Origin of the sequence: Nocardiopsis deserti (assembly GCF_008638355.1) — a bacterium.
GTDB classification, from domain to species: domain Bacteria; phylum Actinomycetota; class Actinomycetes; order Streptosporangiales; family Streptosporangiaceae; genus Nocardiopsis; species Nocardiopsis alborubida.
Map to the genome: position 1 here is coordinate 56,107 of NZ_VWVS01000018.1, position 16,780 is coordinate 72,886.

Consider the following 16,780-nt stretch of genomic DNA (forward strand, 5'->3'; position numbering starts at 1 on the left):
CGCGTCCGCGGGACCCGAAGGACCAGCCAATCCAGAACGCGCCAGCGTGTCGGCATCGGTACGCTGTCAGCGCGAACTCCACGATTCATGTGAGGGACCCCCAACTGTGACGTCGAACGGGCACCAGAGCGGCAGACCCCTGCGTGTGGGGGACCCGCGCGAACTCGACGGCTACCGCATCGTGAGCCGTCTCGGCCGGGGCGGCATGGGCACCGTCTACCTCGCCAGGGACGCCTCCGACCGGCCCGTCGCAGTCAAACTCATCCACCCCGACCTGGCCGACGACGAGTCCTTCCGGCTGCGCTTCACCCGCGAGGTCGAGGCCGCGCGCCGCGTGGCCCGCTTCTCCACCGCGGGGGTGATCGACGCCCGTCTGGAGGGCGAGCCCCTCTTCATCGTCTCGGAGTACGTGCCGGGCCCGAACCTGGACGAGGCGGTCCGCGCGGACGGCTCGATGGCGGGCGGCACCCTGGAGGGCCTGGCCATGGGTGTGGCCGCGGCGCTCACCGCCATCCACGGGTCCGGGATCATCCACCGCGACCTCAAACCCGCGAACGTGCTGCTCTCCCCGGTCGGCCCGAAGGTCATCGACTTCGGCATCGCCCGCGCCCTGGACGACGCCGCGGACGCGGTCACCCGCTCCAGCCAGCTCATGGGCACCCCCTCGTACATGGCCCCGGAGCTGCTCCTGGGTCAGCGGGCCACCGCGGCCGCCGACATCTTCGCGTGGGGCTGCCTGGTGGCCTTCGCCGGAACCGGCACCGCCCCATTCGACGCCCCCACGGTGCCCGCCGTCCTGCACAACATCTCCTCGGCTCCGCCGCGCCTGGACGGCCTGGACGCGGACCTGTACGACCTGGTCAACGCGGCGCTGGACAAGAATCCGGCCAACCGACCCACCTCCAAGCAGCTCCTGGCCCGGCTGACCGGCCAGGAGGAACCGCAGGAGGCCGAGGTGGAGCGCACGATCAGTACCTCGTGGGCCCCGCCGAGCAGTTCCCCCGTCCAGGGGCAGCCGCCGCAGGACACCGGGGCGCGGGCAGGCGGGCCCACGCCGCACCAGGCGCCGAGCGAGCCGCAGCAGACCCCGGGCGGACCGCGGCAGGCGGGCGCACAGCACCCGGACAGCGGACCGCAGCGGGGCGCGGCGGCTCCGGAGAGCGGCCAGCCCTTCCAGGCTCCGCCCGCACACGGGCAGACCGCGCAGTACAACCCGTACGCGCAGCCCACGCAGGTCCAGCACCCGGTACAGCCGCCTTCCGCGGTCCAGCAGGCCCGTGTGGAGCAGCACGGCAACCCGGGTGTCCCGCCCTCGGGTCCCCAGCCGGGCATGGGGTACGACGGGTACCCGCCCCAGGGCCGGCCCCCGGTCCGCGGACAGCAGGTTCCCGGCTACTACGCCAACTCCGGCGGCCAACTCCCCCCGCCGCACCAGGCGCACGGCGGCTACGCGTCTCCGCCGCAGGGCCAGCCCGCCTTCACCGCCTACTCCGGTTCCGGCGGCCCGGGAAACCCCGGCGGCCCCGGCGGAGCGGGCCAGCCTCCCGGAAGGTCCGGCGGTGCCCCGCGCGACCGCAGGCGGATGGTGGTGATCGGCGCGGCCGCGGGCGCGGTCGTCCTGGTGGCCGCCGTGGGTGCGACGGTCCTGCTCAACGGCGGCCAGGCGATCCCGGAGAACACCGTCTCGATCCACAACCCCGACTTCAGCTCCGACCCCGGCTGGGTCAGCAACACCTACGAGGCCGGGGAGTCCGACGGCTACTGGGCCGCGAAGGAGGGCGTCCTGCTCGCGCTCGAACCCGGCAGCCAGCCCAGCCGCGGCGAGATCGTGAGCCTGGAGCAGGAGCAGGAACTGCCCGCCAGCGTCCTGGTCAGCAGCGGCGTGTACGCGGTCACGGGCCCCGAGCAGTCCATGTTCGGCGTGCGCTGCTGGAACAACGACGGCGAGGACGGCGTCAGCAAGTACGAGGCCCTGCTGCGCTACGACGGCCAGGGCGCGTCGATCCGCCGGATGAGCGAAACGGAGGGCGACGAGATCCTGACGGAGACCACCGACGTGCCCGGGTACGCGCCCTACCCGCTCTACGACGAGTCGTTGCGCGAGGAGCACGGCTACGACACGGGCAACCCCTTCAACTTCGACCACGACGACATCCCCACCAACACCGTCACGCTGTCCTGCCGCTTCGACGAGGCCGAGGACACCATGGAGCTGTCCATGTGGGTCAACGAGGAGCACGTCCTGACCACGGTGGACGACAATCCCCTCCCCCAGGACGCCGAGGAGCCGGAGGACCGCCGCGGGGTCGGCCTCGTGACCCGGCAGGGACCGAGCAACCAGCCGTTCGCGGCGTTCTTCACCGACTTCTCCCTGCACCGGATCATCGAGGAGGGCAGGTCGGAGTAGGCGGGCCGACCCTCCGTGGCCGTTCCGGCTCCGGGCTGACATGATGCCGGGAACCGACACGGAAGGAGCAGTGGACCCATGCGTGCCATCGTGATCGAGGAGAACGGCGGGCCCGAGGTACTGCGGCTGGCCGAGAGGGACGACCCGGCGCCCGGCCCCGGAGAGGTCCTGATCGACGTCGAGGCCCGCGGGGTCAACTTCATCGACATCTACCAGCGCAGCGGCCTGTACGACGTGCCCCTCCCCTACGTCCCTGGCATGGAGGGCGCGGGCGTGGTGGCCGCCGTCGGCGACGGCGTCACCGACCTGTCCGCGGGGCAGCGGGTCGGCTGGGCGATGGCCCCCGGCGCGTACGCCGAACGGGCCGTGGTCAAGGCGTCGCTGGTCGTCCCCGTTCCGGACGCGGTCTCCGCCGAGCAGGCCGCCGCCCTGCTGCTCCAGGGCATGACCGCCCACTACCTCGTCCGCTCGGTGTACCCGGTGGCCGAGGGCGACACCGTGCTGGTGCACGCGGCCGCGGGCGGCACCGGCCTGCTGGTGACCCAGCTGGCCAAGGAGCGCGGCGCGCGCGTCATCGGCACCGTGTCCACCGAGGAGAAGGAGCGCATCGCCCGGGAGGCGGGCGCGGACGAGGTGGTCCGCTACACCGAGACCCCCGTGGCCGAGGCGGTGCGCGACCTCACCGGCGGCGAGGGGGTGTCCGCGGTCTACGACGGCGTCGGCCGGGACACCTTCGACGCCAGCCTGGCCTCGCTGCGCCCGCGCGGCGTGCTGGCGCTGTTCGGGCAGTCCTCAGGAGAGGTGGCCCCGGTGGACCCGCAGCGGCTCAACTCCGCCGGTTCGGTGTACCTGACCAGGCCCTCGCTGGCCTACTTCGTGGCCGACCGCGAGGAGCTCCTGGGCCGGGCCGGCGACCTGTTCACGCTGGTGGGCGACGGCCGTCTGGACGTGCGGATCGGCGGCCGCTACCCGCTGTCCGACGCGGGGCGCGCCCAGAGCGACCTGGCCTCGCGCCGGACCACCGGCAAGCTCCTTCTGGTCTGAGCCGGACGGCCGCGGGCCGAACACACGATGGGGGGAGGGAGGTCGGCCCCTCCCTCCCCCCTCCGCGGGTCCCACCCGCGCGAGGCGGCTGCGCCCCGCAGGCGGCGACGCGTCGTGGAGGGGTGGCCGTTCCCGCCGCCCCGAGGCGGCTGCCCGGGCCGCCTCCGTGGCGGAAGCACCCTGGTCCCCGGCGCGGTGTGGCTGGTCCCCGAACAGGCCCTAGTCCTCCTCGCGCGGCCCGGGCGGCCGGGAGCCGCCGAGGGCCGACCCGGCCCGCCGGACGTCGTCGCGGGCGTCGGCCACCGCGCGTTCGGCGGCCTCGGCCGCGTCCATGGCCGCCTGCGCCGAAGAGGACCGGGTGGGATCGGGCGCCGTGAGCTGCGCGGGCCCCTGGGCCTGGGCGTCCCCGTCCTCCTTCTCCGTGGAGGGAACCGTCGAGGCGTTGCCCGCGAAGGCGTGGCTGACGTTCTTGACGGCCTCGGTGAGCTCACCGGGGATCACCCAGAAGGTGTTGCCGTCGCCCTCGGCCAGGGACGGCAGGGTCTCCAGGTACTTGTAGGCGAGCACCTTGGCGTCGGCGTTGTTGGCGTGCACCGCCTGGAAGACGCGCTCGATCGCCTTGGCCTCGCCGTCGGCGCGCAGGATGGCCGCCTGCTGGTCGCCCTGGGCCTCCAGGATGGCCTGCTGGCGGGCGCCCTCCGCCTTGAGGATGCGCGCCTGGCGCTCGCCCTCGGCATGGAGGATGGCCGCGCGCTTGTCGCGGTCGGCCCGCATCTGCTTCTCCATCGCCTCCTTGATGGTGGGCGGCGGGTCGATGGCCTTGATCTCCACGCGGTTGACGCGGATGCCCCACTTGCCGGTGGTCTCGTCCAGGACCCCGCGCAGGCGGGTGTTGATCTCCTCGCGGGAGGTGAGGGTCTTCTCCAGGTCCATGGAGCCGATGACGTTGCGCAGCGTGGTGACGGTGAGCTGGTCGATGGCCTGGATGTAGTTGGCGACCTCGTAGGCCGCGGCCCTGGGATCGGTGACCTGGTAGTACAGCACGGTGTCGATGTTGACGACCAGGTTGTCCTCGGTGATCACCGGCTGCGGGCGCGAGGTGAACACCTGCTCGCGCAGGTCGAACTTGGAGTTGACGCGGTCCACGCCCGGGATGAGGAAGTTCAGGCCGGGGTTGAGGGTGCGGATGTAGCGGCCGAAGCGCTCGATGTTGTACGCCCTGGCCTGCGGGACGATGCGGATCGCCGCCAAGGCGACGGCAACGACGACGACCGCGAGGATGATGAGGGCGATGGTGGGTTCCATGTGCTGGCACCTGGCCTAGGTCTGGGACGTGGCTGTGGCGGGGTTCAGGGCAGTGCTTCACGCGGGTAGACCACGGCGGTGGCCCCGTCGATCTCCATGACGTCGACGCGTGTGCCCACCGGGATGACGAGGTCCTCGTCGATGCAGCGCGCGGACCACTCCTCCCCGGAGAGCTTGATCCTGCCCCGGTCGGCGTCCACCTCCTGGAGGACGACCGCAGAGCGTCCGACGAGCGCCTGGGCGCCCGACCTGACGACGGGGCCGCCCCTGAGCTGGCGTCGCATGATCGGCCGCACGAGGTAGATCCCGGCCGCCGCGGTGGCGGTGAACCCGATGATCTGCACGGCCACCGGAAGCCCGATGGCGCCCAGGAGGGCGGCGACCAGCGCCGCGACCGCCAGGAGGCCCAGTACGAACGTGAGGGTGAAGACCTCGACGACTCCCAGGCCCACGGCGAGGATGAGCCAGATCAACCAGGCTTCCATGTTCCTGCGGCCCTCCCGTTCATGTTCGGGTATTCCCTACGCTACCCACGCAGACCCGGCGAAGCACGCGATCCGGCTCCAGTGTTCCCCGGCCGTGACACACGGACGCGGCCCCCGCTGGCACCCGCTCAGGGCCACCGTGGGCCGCGTCCGCTCCGCCCGTCCTACCGTCCGCCGGAGAACTGGTAGACGAGCTGGTACGTGGGCCGGTTCTGCCACGCGATCGGCCACATGTTGATGCCCCCGACCGCCTGGTGGATCACCGTGTCCGCGCACAGCTGGTCGCCCGGGTCGCAGTGCCCGTCACCGGGGTAGACCTCCGCCGCGGGGGTGTCCGCGGCCTGGGCCAGGGTGTCCAGCAGCACCGTACGGCAGGCGTCCGGGTCGCCGCCACCGCAGTAGGCCTCGCCCAGTCCGCCGTCCACCTCCTGGCCGAGCACCGTGCGCAGGTCCTTGTCCACGTAGGACCACCAGCCGTACTGGAACGCCGAGCCCCGGTGGGGCTGTGCCTGGTTGACGCTTCCGGGCTCGCCTCCTCCGATGGAACCCGAGGGCGACTCGTCGGTCTGCACGGCCCTGGTGAGCTGGGTGTAGAGGTCTCCGCCCAGCCCCGGCTCGAACTGGGCGCGGACCAGCAGCGGCCACCAGGCGTCCAGCGTGCGGATGGCGTCGGCGTGGGAGTAGTACCCGGCGTCGCGGAAGGGCTCGCGGCGCAGGGATCCGGACTCGTGCCAGAGTCGCAGCTCCTCCACGGCCGCGGCCAGTTCGGGGTCGTCCACGGCCTCGGTGCCGATCACCTCCAGCAGGAGCGGAAGGACCTCCTGGGCGCGCAGGTCGGCGACCCCGGCCTCCATCATCACCCGGGTCAGGCTGGCGGTGGTGAACGCGTGCCCGTCGGCGACCAGCGCGGAGACGCGGCCGTCGAGCAGGTCGCCGCGGTGCACCGATCCGGTGGCCCATCCGGAGGTGTAGCCCTGGGCGGGCTTGTTGTTCCAGTTGACGATGTAGTCGGGGTTGATCGCCTGCGGGTGGTCCTCCTGCGGGTGGTAGTCGGCGCCGTTGGTGTCGGAGTCCCAGCCGGACCAGCCCGCGTCGGAGTAGGCGTCGACGGGCAGGTTGGGGTTGGTGCCCTCGGTCCGGACCGGGTTGGCCCCGGAGTTGACGAAGGCGATGTCCTCGTCGTCGACGTAGTGCCAGTTGAAGGCGTAGCCGATGTCCTCGGCCGCGTCCGTGAAGGACTCCGCCGAGGTGATCTCGCCGGGGTCGTTGAAGCGCTGGAAGCCGATGATGGAGTCGACCTCGCGCATGTAGGTGGAGCGCCGCGTCGTGAACGCCACGGGCTCGCCGTCCACGGTCGCGAAGGAGTGCACCAGGCCGAACTCCGAGCGCAGGGAGGTCAGCGTGTAGCCGCCCTCCGGCGTGCCGTCGGCGATGGTGGGCGACCACTCGTTGGTGACGCTCAGCTCCTCGAAGGGCACGCAGTCGCCGGCGGTGTCCACGTAGGAGCGCGACCCGGTGGTGGGCGCGGACCCGTCGGTCTCGCACAGCTCGACGGCGAAGGTGTCGGTGACGTCCTGGCCCGCCGAGGTGGCGCTCCAGGCGTAGTCGACGCCGCGCCCCATCTGGACGTAGAAGCTCACGCCCGCGAAGGACGCGCCGCGCGCGCTGACGCCCGGGCCCTGGAGTTCCTGGAGCATGAGCAGCTGCGGGGAGAAGTAGCCGGTCTGGGGGCCCATCACGGCGACGGGGTTGCCGCTCTCGGTGTGCTCGCCCGAGACGAGCAGGGCGTTGGACATGCCGCGGGGGTCGGTGAAGCCCTCGGGCAGGACGCCGTCGTTGAACACGCCCTCCACCGCGGACAGGTCCCCCTCCTCGACCATCCGTTCCAGCTCGTCGCGCTGTTCCTGGGACAGGTCCTCGACCGCGGGCGCCTCGGCTCCCGCCTCGGGCTCCTCCACCGTGCTCGCCAGCGGGGCGGGCTGCTCGGCGGTCTCACCGCTGAGCGCGGAACCGTGCTCGTCGTGGACGATGTCGTAGGGCTCTACGGAACCGGGGTCGGGCACGGCCTCTCCGACCGGGTCCTCGGGGGTGCCGCTGTAGGGGAACTCGCCCCCGACGCTGACCAGGGCCTCGGGGTCGTTCTCCATCCGCCAGGCGCGGTACAGCTCGGCGCCCTCCTCGGCTCCGTAGCGGTCCCGGAAGTTGGCGAGCACGACGGCCGCCTGGACCTCGCCGCCGCCACCGCCGCCGAAGATGCCGCCGACCATGGCCGCGATGCCGACGACGTCGGTGGGGGTGAAGGGCTCGATCTCCCCGGCGTTGGTGATGGCGTCCTTGTGCCCGGTCAGGACGTACTCACCGGGGAAGTCGCGGTCGTCGTCGGCCTCCTCGATGTAGGCGTTGACGCCCTCCAGGTAGGCGTCGACGTCGACGAGGGCCTGCTCACCGCGCTCCCCGCTGGCGGCGACCCGGTCGATCTGCGCCTGCTTGTCCTCCTCGGTGTAGGGGGCGCTGCGCCACAGGTCCTGCTCCAGCCCGCGGTTGCCCTCGGCCCCTCCGGCGAAGGAGGTGAGTTCGCCGCGGCCGACCCGGCGCAGCACGTCCATGAGGAAGAGGCGGTCCTCGGCGGCGGCGTACCCGGCGCCGAACATGGTGCCCTCGCGGGTGGTGCCCTCGACGTGCGGGATGCCGTGGTCGGCGTCACGGGTGATGGTGACGTCGTCGCGCGGCTGGTACCGGCGCCCCACGTCGTCGGGGGCGACCCCGAATCCGGCGTCGAGGAAGAAGTCGTCCAGACCCTCCTCCGTGAGGCCGTCGTAGTGGTGGACGAGGTTGTCGTACATGTCCAGCTGGCTGGAGGCGTGCTGGGGCCGGGTGCCGAAGACCTGGTGGCCGAGGATCTCGACGAGCGTGGCGCTGCCGTTCTGGCCGGGGGGAAGGATGTCGTGGCATCCCTCGGGAGCGCAGTAGTCGGGTTCCGGTTCGGCGAGGGCCCGGGGGGCCGCGGGCAGGACGGCGACCGTGGCCGCGGCCACCGCGAGGGCGGTACCCGAGGCGCCGGTGCGTAGCCGTCGTCTGAGCGAGGGGAACAAGAGCTGTCACCACCTGGGGGTGCGGGCGATGGGTGAGCGCATGCTACGCACGGGTAGGGAAATCGCGAAAGAGTTTCATATTTTGACGGATGAGAAGGACCCCGTACCAGAAAACCGGCCGGTTTGGAGTGACCCGCGCCACAAGCAGCCCGGATTCCGGAGTGCGGACCGGAGGGGGTCCGGCACGGGAGCCGGGACGTGGCCACATCCGGCCACGTCCTTGGGCCGGGGCCCTTCCGGGGCCACCGGCACGGCCGTGAGGGTGCGGGGACGGGGCGGCACAGCCGGAACAGGAACGCGAACGGGACGGCACAGCTGGGACGGGTCCGGAAGCGAGGCGGTACGGCTGGAACGGGCATGGAGGCGAGTTGGTACCGGTACCGGAGAAGTGGTTCTCGGTCTCCCCGCCCTTTGACACAATCGCGGCATGAGCGAGTACCCCAATCCCCGTCCGGGGGAACCGTGGTGGCACGAGCCCCACGGTGAGACCCCCGGCTGGGGCCTTCCCCCGCAGCAGCACGGCGGGGCCCTGGAGCCCTACGGCTCCCCCACCGGGGGCTACCAGCCCGCCGTCCCCCAGCCCCAGCCCCAGCCCGGGGGCGACGTCCCCCTCGGCACCATCGGCGAGATCGCGTTCTCCCAGCACACCGTGATGACCCCCGTCGGGCGCTTCCCGATCAGGGGGACGGTGTGGACGGTGAACGACATGAGCCGCACCGACCGGAACACACCCACCTGGGCGGTCATCGTGGCCATCCTGGTCTTCTGGTGGACCTGCCTGCTCGGACTGCTCTTCCTCCTCATCAAGGAGCAGAGGACCACCGGACACGTGCAGGTCACCGTCCAAGGGCACGACAAGCACTACAGCACGACGATCATGGTGACCCACCCGGGCATGGTGGGCCAGATCCACCAGCAGGTGAACTACGCGCGCAACCTGGCCTGAGCCGGGTCCTCACCCGGCGCCGCCCCGGGACCGGCCGACCGCCGGTTCCCGGGGGCGGCGCCCGTGGTTCCCGGGTCTCCCCGTGTGACGGCCGTCGGAAAGCGGATCCGAGCGGCCGTCGTTGGGGAGCGGGGCCGCGGCAGCTGTCGGGAAGACGGGTCGCGCGGCAGCTGTCGGCGAGCGTCCCGTCACCGCGCACGGCCGTCCGCCACGTTGCACGGCCTCCCGTCGGAGGTGCCCCCTGGCCACACGCGAGGCACCCCGCCCGCAGCCGAGGTGTTCACCGACGCTCACGGTGCGCGCTACCGGGCCACCGCCGCGGCCACGGCCAGGGCACCCAGGTGGACCGCCCGGGCGAGGCGGACCGCGCGGCGGATGTCGTCGACCCCGGCTCGGGGCCCGTCGCCCATCGCGGGGCGGCGCTCCTCACGCCCCGCGTAGACGTTGGCTCCGCCCAGGGTCCTGCCGAGCGCGCCCGCGAACGCGGCCTCGCACTGCCCTGCGTTCGGACTGGGGTGCCGGTCGCCGTCGCGCCGCCACACGCGCCACGCCCCGCGCACGTCGCCGCCGACCACGGGCGCGGCCAGGACCGCCAGGACCGCGGTCAGCCGGGCCGGGCCCCACCCGGCGAGGTCGTCCAGCCGCGCCGAGGCGGAACCGAACCGTTCGTAGCGCTCGTCTCGGTGGCCGACCATGGCGTCGAGGGTGTTGACAGCGCGGAAGCCCGCCAGACCCGCCACCCCGCCCAGGGCTCCCCAGACCAGGGGGCCGACCACGGCGTCGGAGGTGTTCTCGGCGACCGACTCGACCACCGCCCGGGCGACTCCCGCCTCGTCGAGTCGGGAGGGGTCCCTGCCGCACAGGTTCGGCAGGAGTCCTCTGGCCCGGGCGAGGTCGCCGGCCTCCAGGGCCCCGGCGATCCGCTCGGCCTCCCGGCACAGCATGCTCCCGCCGAGCACGGCCCACGTCGTCGCCGCCGTCGCCGCGCCACCCCGTACCACGGAACCCGCGGCCACCACGGGAAGCACGGCCCCGGCCGCGAACAGGGCGCCGCGCGCCCGTGAGTCCCCGTAGACGCGCCGTTCCCACCATCCCGCGGCACGCCCGTACAGGGCGACCGGATGCCCCCTACGCGGGTCGGGCACCGCCTTGTCGAGCAGGAAACCCGCCACCAGTCCCAGAGATCGCACCCGACCACGGTAGCCGCGTCAAGGAAGTCCCTCACAACTCCCAAACCACGGCAAACCATGTTTGTCCCTCTGAGTAATAACACATACACAAAGAGCGATAAGCAGCTGACCGTAAGGAGCCCCCACATGCTGACCGCGTTGGCCGCGCTGATGGTCTTCGCAGGTCAGTGGTGGATGTTCTGACTCCCCGTCCCACCTTGGGCGTCGGGACTTCGCGAAACGCCCGGGGTACAGCACCGCACCAGGAGTTAATCACCGGTAACGTGGTGCGCGAGGCCCATAGCGACCGATTTGGTGGAGCGCGCGTGGTAACGAGAGGCAACTACGAATCACCGTAGTTGATGAGGCTTTGCCCGCCTGTGGGCGACATCGGACGAATACCCTAGAATGTCTGCCCGGGGCGCCACCGGCACCACGACACGGGTCCTCCCGACCGTAGGTCCGCCGACCGCCCCCCACCCCGCCTCCGGCGCGCAGCACCCTCCCGCAACCACGGGTCACAGCGTGATCAAGACCCGCCCTGGCGGGCGACAATTGAATCGAGCACCCGTAGCTCAGTGGATAGAGCACCGGACTTCTAATCCGATGGTCGCAGGTTCGAATCCTGCCGGGTGCGCCACAAAACCCCAGTTCACAGTCTTGTCTGGCCAGAGCCTGAGGGAGTAGTCCTGCCGGTGGGTCCAGGGTGGGACCCAGGTGGGACCAACACCAAACCACGTCGACCACGCCGCCTCTTCGTATGCCGACCAGTCCTCCCGGCATCCCGCAACACCAGCCATGCCGTCCGCTCCGCCGCCTCCTGTGCCACCTCCGGGAGGACACTGGCATAGGTGTCCGCGGTCAACACGATGCTCGCGTGCCCCAACATCGCCTGCACCACCTTCAACTCCACCCCCGCCGCCAACGCCAACGTCGCCGCCCCATGGCGCAGATCGTGCAACCGCACCGGCGGCAAGGCGCTCTCGTCGCTCAGCTTCCGAAACAGACGCGACAAACGCTCAGGTGCCAGCGGGCCACCGCGCAAGGCGGTGAACACATACCCCTATGGGATCCAGTCGTGCCCGCGCTCGGCTGCTTCGTGCTGCTGGCGCCACTGGTGACGGCGCAACACCCCGACCGTGGCATGGTCCAACGTCAGCATGCGGCGACTCGCCGCGCTCTTGGGCGCAAGCTCCACCAACCCGCCCTGGCCCGTCTGGAGCTGCCGGGTGATGCGCACCGTGCCCCGGGCCAGGTCGAGGTCCTCCCACCTCAACCCCACCACCTCGCCCCGCCGCAGCCCGGTCATCACCAGTAGGTGGAACAACGCATACAGCCGGTGATCGGACACGAAGTCCAGGAAAGCGCGGGTTTGCTCGACCGTCCACACCGCCACCGCCGGCCGCATCCGGCTATGGGTCCACTCGGCCACCGCCTGGTCGGTCCACACCACCGGCCGCGTACCCACCCCCGGCTCCAACCGCAGGCCTCGAGCGGGGTTGGAGGGCAGCAACCGCTCACGCACCGCGGCGTTCAACGCCGCCCGCAACGTGGCGCGGATCCGCTGCACCGTCGCCGGGGAAAGTCGATCCCCCATCGATGTGGTGTGGCACGAGATCGCATCGAACGCCTCCTGCACCTGGGCAGGTGACAACTCCTCCAACAGCACTGCGCCCAGCGAGGGCTTGAGGTAGCGGTCGATGTGCTCGCCGTAGCCGACCCTGGTGCGCGGCCGCAACCGGGTCCGAGTGTCCAACCAGCGCTGGAGCCACTCCCCTACCGTCCACACCACCGGGCCTGTCGCATCTGTCTCCACGCCCTGGGCCCTGCGCAGCGCCGCGCGCGCTGCCTCCCGGGAAGCGAACCCACCACGACGCACCCGGCATCGCCGCCCCGCAACATGCTCCAACTCGACCGAGAAGTACCAGCTCCCATGCCCGCGAGAACGCAACCGCGGACAATTGCCCCCGACCTTCCTCGAGGTACCAGGCAAACGACACCCACACCGCTTGAACACCGAACCAGACCCGGACACGATCACCACCTCCGAGCCCAGGGACAAGCCCCTCAGCGGGTTCCCATGGGGTTGGGCGCTACACGCTCAGGACCTCAATACCTCCCGCCGAGACGATCTACACCTGGCGGCGCCAGAACCGTATCGACCAAGAGCTCATTTCATGCGGTGAGTTCGCGGTAGCGGACCACTGTACAAGCGATATCGGCGAAGGCCAGGAACAGTCAGCTGGTAGCGGCTGTGCGGGCGGCGGCATCCGGCGTGCCAGACCATCGTGCGCCCCGACCGGCACCCTGCTCAGGCCCGACGGGCGGCCCGGGGAACGATGTGGCCCCTGCGGTGGGCCACGCGCAGCAGATACACCGTGACCGCGCCGCAGAACAGCACCGCCAAGATACTGCCCTCGGGGCCGAAGGCGCCCCCACCGATCATGGTGAGCCCCCTCGTCTCCCCGAGCAACAGCCCGGCGAACGCGCCCTCACTGCCGGAGACGGCGGTGCCGAAAATCCCGGCCTGCGCCGCGTTCCAGCCGATGTGAATGCCGATCGGCAGCCACAGGCTGCGCGTGGCCACGTAGGCGGCGCCGAGCATGAGACCGGCCTCCAGAGCGATGGCCAACCCGCCCCACAGTGTCGCGTTCGGGTTCATCATGTGCGCTCCGCCGAAGAGCACGGAGCTGACGGCGAGCGCGCCCCAGGTCCCGGTGGTCTCCTCCAGGAAGCGGAAGATCACTCCGCGGAACAGCAGCTCCTCCGCGACACCGACCGCGCACATCAGTCCGAACACGGCGAGAAAGGCCTCGAACGACCCCCAGCCAAGGATCCGGTAGCCCCCGAAGACGGTGATGGCCGCGATGGTCGCGGTGAACAGGCCGATCCCGGCCGCTGTCCCCCACCCGATCCCGGCCGCCCCCTCTCGGGAGAGTTCGAGCGGCTCCCTCCTGTCGACCCGGCGGATCACGATCCGGTAGGCCCACAGACCGAAGACCGACATCGCGACGCCGAGGGGCAGGGCCCACACCGACGTGCCCGCCGCGCCCGTCACGGTCGGGAGGAGCGCGGCCAGGGCGCCGACGAGGAGCAGGACGAGTACCAGGCGCGAGGCCCTTCGCAGGATCCTGCGAGGGGTGGACACGGGTGCGATGTCATGGGACATGTCGGGATCACTTCCAAAAACGTGGGGGCGCGGGGGCGCTCTGACCTGCCCCCAAGGCTAGGGAAGGGGACCCGCCGGCCACATCACCCGCGCGAGCGCGCTTCGGTAGCTCTCCAGGGGGATTCGGCCCTCAGCCCTGCCGCACCAGTCCCGAGCGGTAGGCGAACACGACGGCCTGGACCCGGTCGCGCAGTCGAAGTTTGGTGAGGATCCGCGACACGTGGGTCTTGACGGTCTCATGCGCGATCGTCATCCGCTCGGCGATCTCTCCGTTGGACAGCCCCTCCGCCATGAGGAGCAGCACCTCGTGCTCGCGCTCGGTGAGCGGCTCGTGGCGCACCACGGGAGGGGCGGGGTCGGCGGGGCGGATCCGCAGGGCGTATTCGCCGATGAGCCGCCGGGTCACCGAGGGTGCCAGTAGGGCCTCGCCCTTGGCGACCGTGCGCACGCCCGCGATCAACTCGGGCAACGGGGCGCCCTTCAGAAGGAACCCGCTCGCGCCGGCCCGCAGCGCCTCGTAGACGTATTCGTCCAGGTTGAAGGTCGTCACCATCAGAACCCGTACCGGGTGGGGGTCCGGCGGCTCCGCCAGAGCGGTGGTCACCTCGATACCGCTCATGTGGGGCATGTGGATGTCCATCACCGCGACGTCGGGGCGTAGGTCCCGGATGACGCTCATCGCCTCGGCCCCATCGCGGGCCTGCCCCACCACGACCATGTCCGGTTGGGCGTCGAGCACCGCGGCGTATCCGGCGCGCACCAGATCGTCGTCCTCGCAGACCACGACGCGTATGTGCGAACCGTTGGGCGAACCGTTCACGTCTTCCCCCTGGGGATGCCGGCGTACACGGTGAAGCCCCCGTCATCGGAGGGACCTGCGCGCAGCTCCCCGCCGAGGGCGCCGACCCTCTCCCGCAGGCCCGTCAGGCCGCGCCCGGCACCGGGGCGGAGCCGGGGCGAGCCGGCCCCCTCGGCCGTGGAGGTGCCGTTCCCGGTGGTGATTCGGGCGCCGACCACCTCGTCCCCGTGGTCGATGCGGACGACGACGTGTCCGCCGGGCGCGTGCTTGAGCGCGTTCGTGACGGACTCCTGCACGACGCGGTATAGGGCTTCCTCCTCCTGGGGGCGCATCAGTCGGGGCTCGCCGTCCTCGACCAGTTCCACGCTCTGCCCAGCGTTGCGGGAGCGCTCGATGAGGCTGGCGAGTTCGCTGAGCGAGGGACCGGTTCGGTCCTCGCGTCCGTCCAGGACGCCGAGCAGGTGTCTGAGGTCGTCCAAGGCGCGCCGACCGGTCTCCCCGATACTGGTCAGGGTGGTTCCCACTCGGCCGGACCGCTCCAGCAGATAACCCGCCGTGTCAGCCTGCACCACCATCGAGGTGACGTGGTGGGTGACGACGTCGTGCAGGTCGCGGGCGAGACGGGCGCGTTCGGCGGCAGCGGCGTCCGCCTCCGCGCGGCGGCGGCGCTCCTCGGCGTCCAGGGCGCGGGCGCGCACCCACCCGCCGAGGGCGCAGAACGCGACCAGGACGAGGCCGAAGGAGAAATAGTCGGCCACGGTGGCACGGGAGCCCGCGAGGTGCAGGGAGTAGCAGACGAGCGCGTAGGTGGTGATCGCCCCCGCGACCACCGGCGCGGGACGGCGCGGCGGGTGTGTACCGACGGTGTACAGGGCCACGATCAGTGCAAGGGAGGCGAAAACGTTGGGGTAGCGCAGCAGTTGGAATGCCGTGAACGCGGCGGCGACCACGGTCAGGCAGGTGACGGGGAACCGACGCCGCAGGGCGAGAGGCGCAGCCTGGGCACCGACGAGGACCAGGCCCAGTCCGTCCAAGGGCCGGCCGTCCGGCAGCTCCGCGAGGTCGACTCCCTGCTGAGCGATTCCTGGGACGAAGGAAAGGGCCACGAGGGCCGCGGGGAGCAGGGCGTCGGTGGCTCCCGCTCTTCGCATGGGGCGGAGCATGCGCTCCGCCCACGCTGTTGTCTCGAACACCCGAGCAGACTATCCCGCGCCGCCGCGGTGGCGGACGGAGCGCGTCGCTCAGTGGTCGCGAACCGGTGCCGGGCGGCGGCCGCGCACTGTGGGACCCGCTGCCCCGGTCCAGGCACCACCCCCCAGCCGGAGACGGACAGGCCCGGGACCGGGAAGTGCCTCGTGCCGGATGTGATGAAGGCTCCGGTAAGTTCCGCGTTGTTCGGAGTCGGGTTCCTGGGCACCGAGACCACGTGACCTCCAAGAGGCAGCATGAGGCAGCGTGGATACCCGGCTGAGTTCCGGCACAGGGTTCTGCCCCTGGCCGGAAACCGTACTCGGGCTGTCGGAGCTACGGAGTAGCTTCTCCACGCATCTGTATGAAGGGCCCGAGCATGGAGCTCCACGTCCCAGGACGTCCCGAGGACCTGCCCCCGTTCGACACCCTCTGGGCCCGGGCCGCCGCGCTGGCCGTCCTGGAGGCGGGCGGCAGCGAGAACCAGCACAGCTACGCCGACGCGGTCGTGCACCACGACGACGGGGGCGGCAACGAGTGGCGGCTCGCTCGGATCGAGGGCGGACGCGGGGTGCTCGTCGGTGCCGACCACGAGTGCGACGATCACATGGACGTCGAGGGCTACGACTCCTACGCCGGCCCCGGCTGGCTGCCTTGGTCCTGGTTCACCGCGTTGGAGAACGACCGTGAATAGGGATTCGCTTACTGGTGGGACGAGGCCGCTTGGAGCCGCACCGACTACCCCGACCTCATCGACAACGACGGCCTGAACCTGCTGTTGCCCCACGTGTCCACTGCGGAGAAGGCGGTCAAGAAGGTTCTGGACTCTCTCGACCTGCGCTCTTCCACGGACGAGTGGGAAGATAGGGCCCCCCTCGTGCACCGGGTGCTGGAACTGGCCAAGAGCGGTATCGCCACCGAGGAAGAGTGGCGCGAGGACCTGGACGCGGTCCTGACCTTCGCTGCACATCAGGACTCGCAGTACGTGAGCCGTGGGAAGGACGAGTTCGACGTGGTTCTCGCTCTGACGGTGGCACGGGCGACCGGCCTGGGCAAGGGCTCCACGGCCAAGGCCAAGCCCGCCGGAAACGGTCGTCCCGAAGGCTGGGTCCCGCGCCTGGGACAGACCCGAACCAAACGCTCCAGGCGCGCGCCCTGAAGCAAACGAGCGGTCGC

At 71.3% G+C, this 16,780-nt stretch carries 12 protein-coding genes, 1 tRNA gene and 1 pseudogene; 6 read left to right on the forward strand and 8 right to left on the reverse strand.

Annotated elements, in window-relative coordinates; all coding sequences use genetic code 11:
- The first annotated feature begins 106 nt into the window (after positions 1–106).
- Positions 107–2,407, forward strand: coding sequence for a serine/threonine-protein kinase (locus FYW99_RS24165; protein WP_150254327.1), 2,301 nt, complete (start codon positions 107–109; stop codon positions 2,405–2,407).
- Positions 2,408–2,485: 78 nt separating this feature from the next.
- Complete coding sequence (locus tag FYW99_RS24170; protein WP_150254328.1) at positions 2,486–3,451, forward strand: quinone oxidoreductase family protein; 966 nt, start codon at positions 2,486–2,488, stop codon at positions 3,449–3,451.
- Positions 3,452–3,670: 219 nt separating this feature from the next.
- Here the strand turns inward: FYW99_RS24170 and FYW99_RS24175 are convergent, their stop codons facing one another.
- From FYW99_RS24175 to FYW99_RS24185, 3 genes are all read right to left on the reverse strand, one after another.
- The gene (locus FYW99_RS24175; protein ID WP_150254329.1) at positions 3,671–4,756 is read right to left on the reverse strand and encodes an SPFH domain-containing protein; all 1,086 of its coding nucleotides are present in this window, start codon (positions 4,754–4,756) and stop codon (positions 3,671–3,673) included.
- A 44-nt stretch (positions 4,757–4,800) separates the two neighbouring features.
- Positions 4,801–5,241, reverse strand: a complete 441-nt coding sequence (locus tag FYW99_RS24180) for an NfeD family protein (RefSeq protein WP_150254330.1) — start codon at positions 5,239–5,241, stop codon at positions 4,801–4,803.
- Between the two features lie 164 nt (positions 5,242–5,405).
- Entirely contained in the window at positions 5,406–8,333 is a 2,928-nt protein-coding gene (locus FYW99_RS24185) for a penicillin acylase family protein (protein WP_150254331.1), read from the reverse strand.
- Positions 8,334–8,760: 427 nt separating this feature from the next.
- On the opposite strand from FYW99_RS24185, the gene FYW99_RS24190 reads away from it, so the two are divergent.
- Positions 8,761–9,279, forward strand: a complete 519-nt coding sequence (locus FYW99_RS24190) for a hypothetical protein (RefSeq protein ID WP_150254332.1) — start codon at positions 8,761–8,763, stop codon at positions 9,277–9,279.
- Between the two features lie 302 nt (positions 9,280–9,581).
- Here the strand turns inward: FYW99_RS24190 and FYW99_RS24195 are convergent, their stop codons facing one another.
- Positions 9,582–10,469: a cobalamin biosynthesis protein gene (locus FYW99_RS24195; protein ID WP_150254333.1), complete on the reverse strand. Its 888-nt coding sequence runs from the start codon at positions 10,467–10,469 to the stop codon at positions 9,582–9,584.
- A 543-nt stretch (positions 10,470–11,012) separates the two neighbouring features.
- Between FYW99_RS24195 and FYW99_RS24200 the strand changes: the two genes are divergently transcribed.
- Positions 11,013–11,088 (forward strand) — tRNA-Arg (locus FYW99_RS24200).
- A gap of 12 nt (positions 11,089–11,100) precedes the next feature.
- Here FYW99_RS24200 and FYW99_RS24205 read toward each other — a convergent pair.
- The 4 genes and pseudogenes from FYW99_RS24205 to FYW99_RS24220 all read right to left on the reverse strand — a co-directional run bounded on the left by FYW99_RS24205 (position 11,101) and on the right by FYW99_RS24220 (position 15,567).
- Positions 11,101–12,492, reverse strand: a pseudogene (locus FYW99_RS24205) (tyrosine-type recombinase/integrase).
- Positions 12,493–12,759: 267 nt separating this feature from the next.
- Positions 12,760–13,617 (reverse strand): CPBP family intramembrane glutamic endopeptidase, encoded by an 858-nt coding sequence (locus FYW99_RS24210; RefSeq protein ID WP_150254334.1) that lies wholly within the window; start codon positions 13,615–13,617, stop codon positions 12,760–12,762.
- A gap of 130 nt (positions 13,618–13,747) precedes the next feature.
- Positions 13,748–14,437, reverse strand: a complete 690-nt coding sequence (locus tag FYW99_RS24215; protein WP_150254335.1) for a response regulator transcription factor — start codon at positions 14,435–14,437, stop codon at positions 13,748–13,750.
- Positions 14,434–15,567 carry a sensor histidine kinase gene (locus FYW99_RS24220; RefSeq protein WP_150254336.1) on the reverse strand — a complete coding sequence of 378 codons (1,134 nt, stop codon included), beginning with the start codon at positions 15,565–15,567 and terminating at the stop codon, positions 14,434–14,436. The genes FYW99_RS24215 and FYW99_RS24220 overlap by 4 nt, the downstream gene beginning before the upstream one ends.
- 416 nt (positions 15,568–15,983) lie before the next feature.
- On the opposite strand from FYW99_RS24220, the gene FYW99_RS32515 reads away from it, so the two are divergent.
- On the forward strand, positions 15,984–16,298 hold the full coding sequence (locus FYW99_RS32515; protein ID WP_223839464.1) for a hypothetical protein: 315 nt from the start codon (positions 15,984–15,986) through the stop codon (positions 16,296–16,298).
- Positions 16,299–16,391: 93 nt separating this feature from the next.
- Complete coding sequence (locus FYW99_RS32520) at positions 16,392–16,763, forward strand: hypothetical protein (protein WP_223839473.1); 372 nt, start codon at positions 16,392–16,394, stop codon at positions 16,761–16,763.
- Positions 16,764–16,780: the final 17 nt, after the last annotated feature.

Bases quoted from the DNA above. Each gene is read 5' to 3' on its own strand.
- FYW99_RS24170 (WP_150254328.1), top strand. From the start codon at position 2,486: ATGCGTGCCATCGTGATCGAGGAGAACGGCGGGCCCGAGGTACTGCGG.
- FYW99_RS24175 (WP_150254329.1), bottom strand. From the start codon at position 4,756: ATGGAACCCACCATCGCCCTCATCATCCTCGCGGTCGTCGTCGTTGCC.
- FYW99_RS24180 (WP_150254330.1), bottom strand. From the start codon at position 5,241: ATGGAAGCCTGGTTGATCTGGCTCATCCTCGCCGTGGGCCTGGGAGTC.
- FYW99_RS24190 (WP_150254332.1), top strand. From the start codon at position 8,761: ATGAGCGAGTACCCCAATCCCCGTCCGGGGGAACCGTGGTGGCACGAG.
- FYW99_RS24210 (WP_150254334.1), bottom strand. From the start codon at position 13,617: ATGTCCCATGACATCGCACCCGTGTCCACCCCTCGCAGGATCCTGCGA.
- FYW99_RS24220 (WP_150254336.1), bottom strand. From the start codon at position 15,567: ATGCGAAGAGCGGGAGCCACCGACGCCCTGCTCCCCGCGGCCCTCGTG.
- FYW99_RS32515 (WP_223839464.1), top strand. From the start codon at position 15,984: ATGGAGCTCCACGTCCCAGGACGTCCCGAGGACCTGCCCCCGTTCGAC.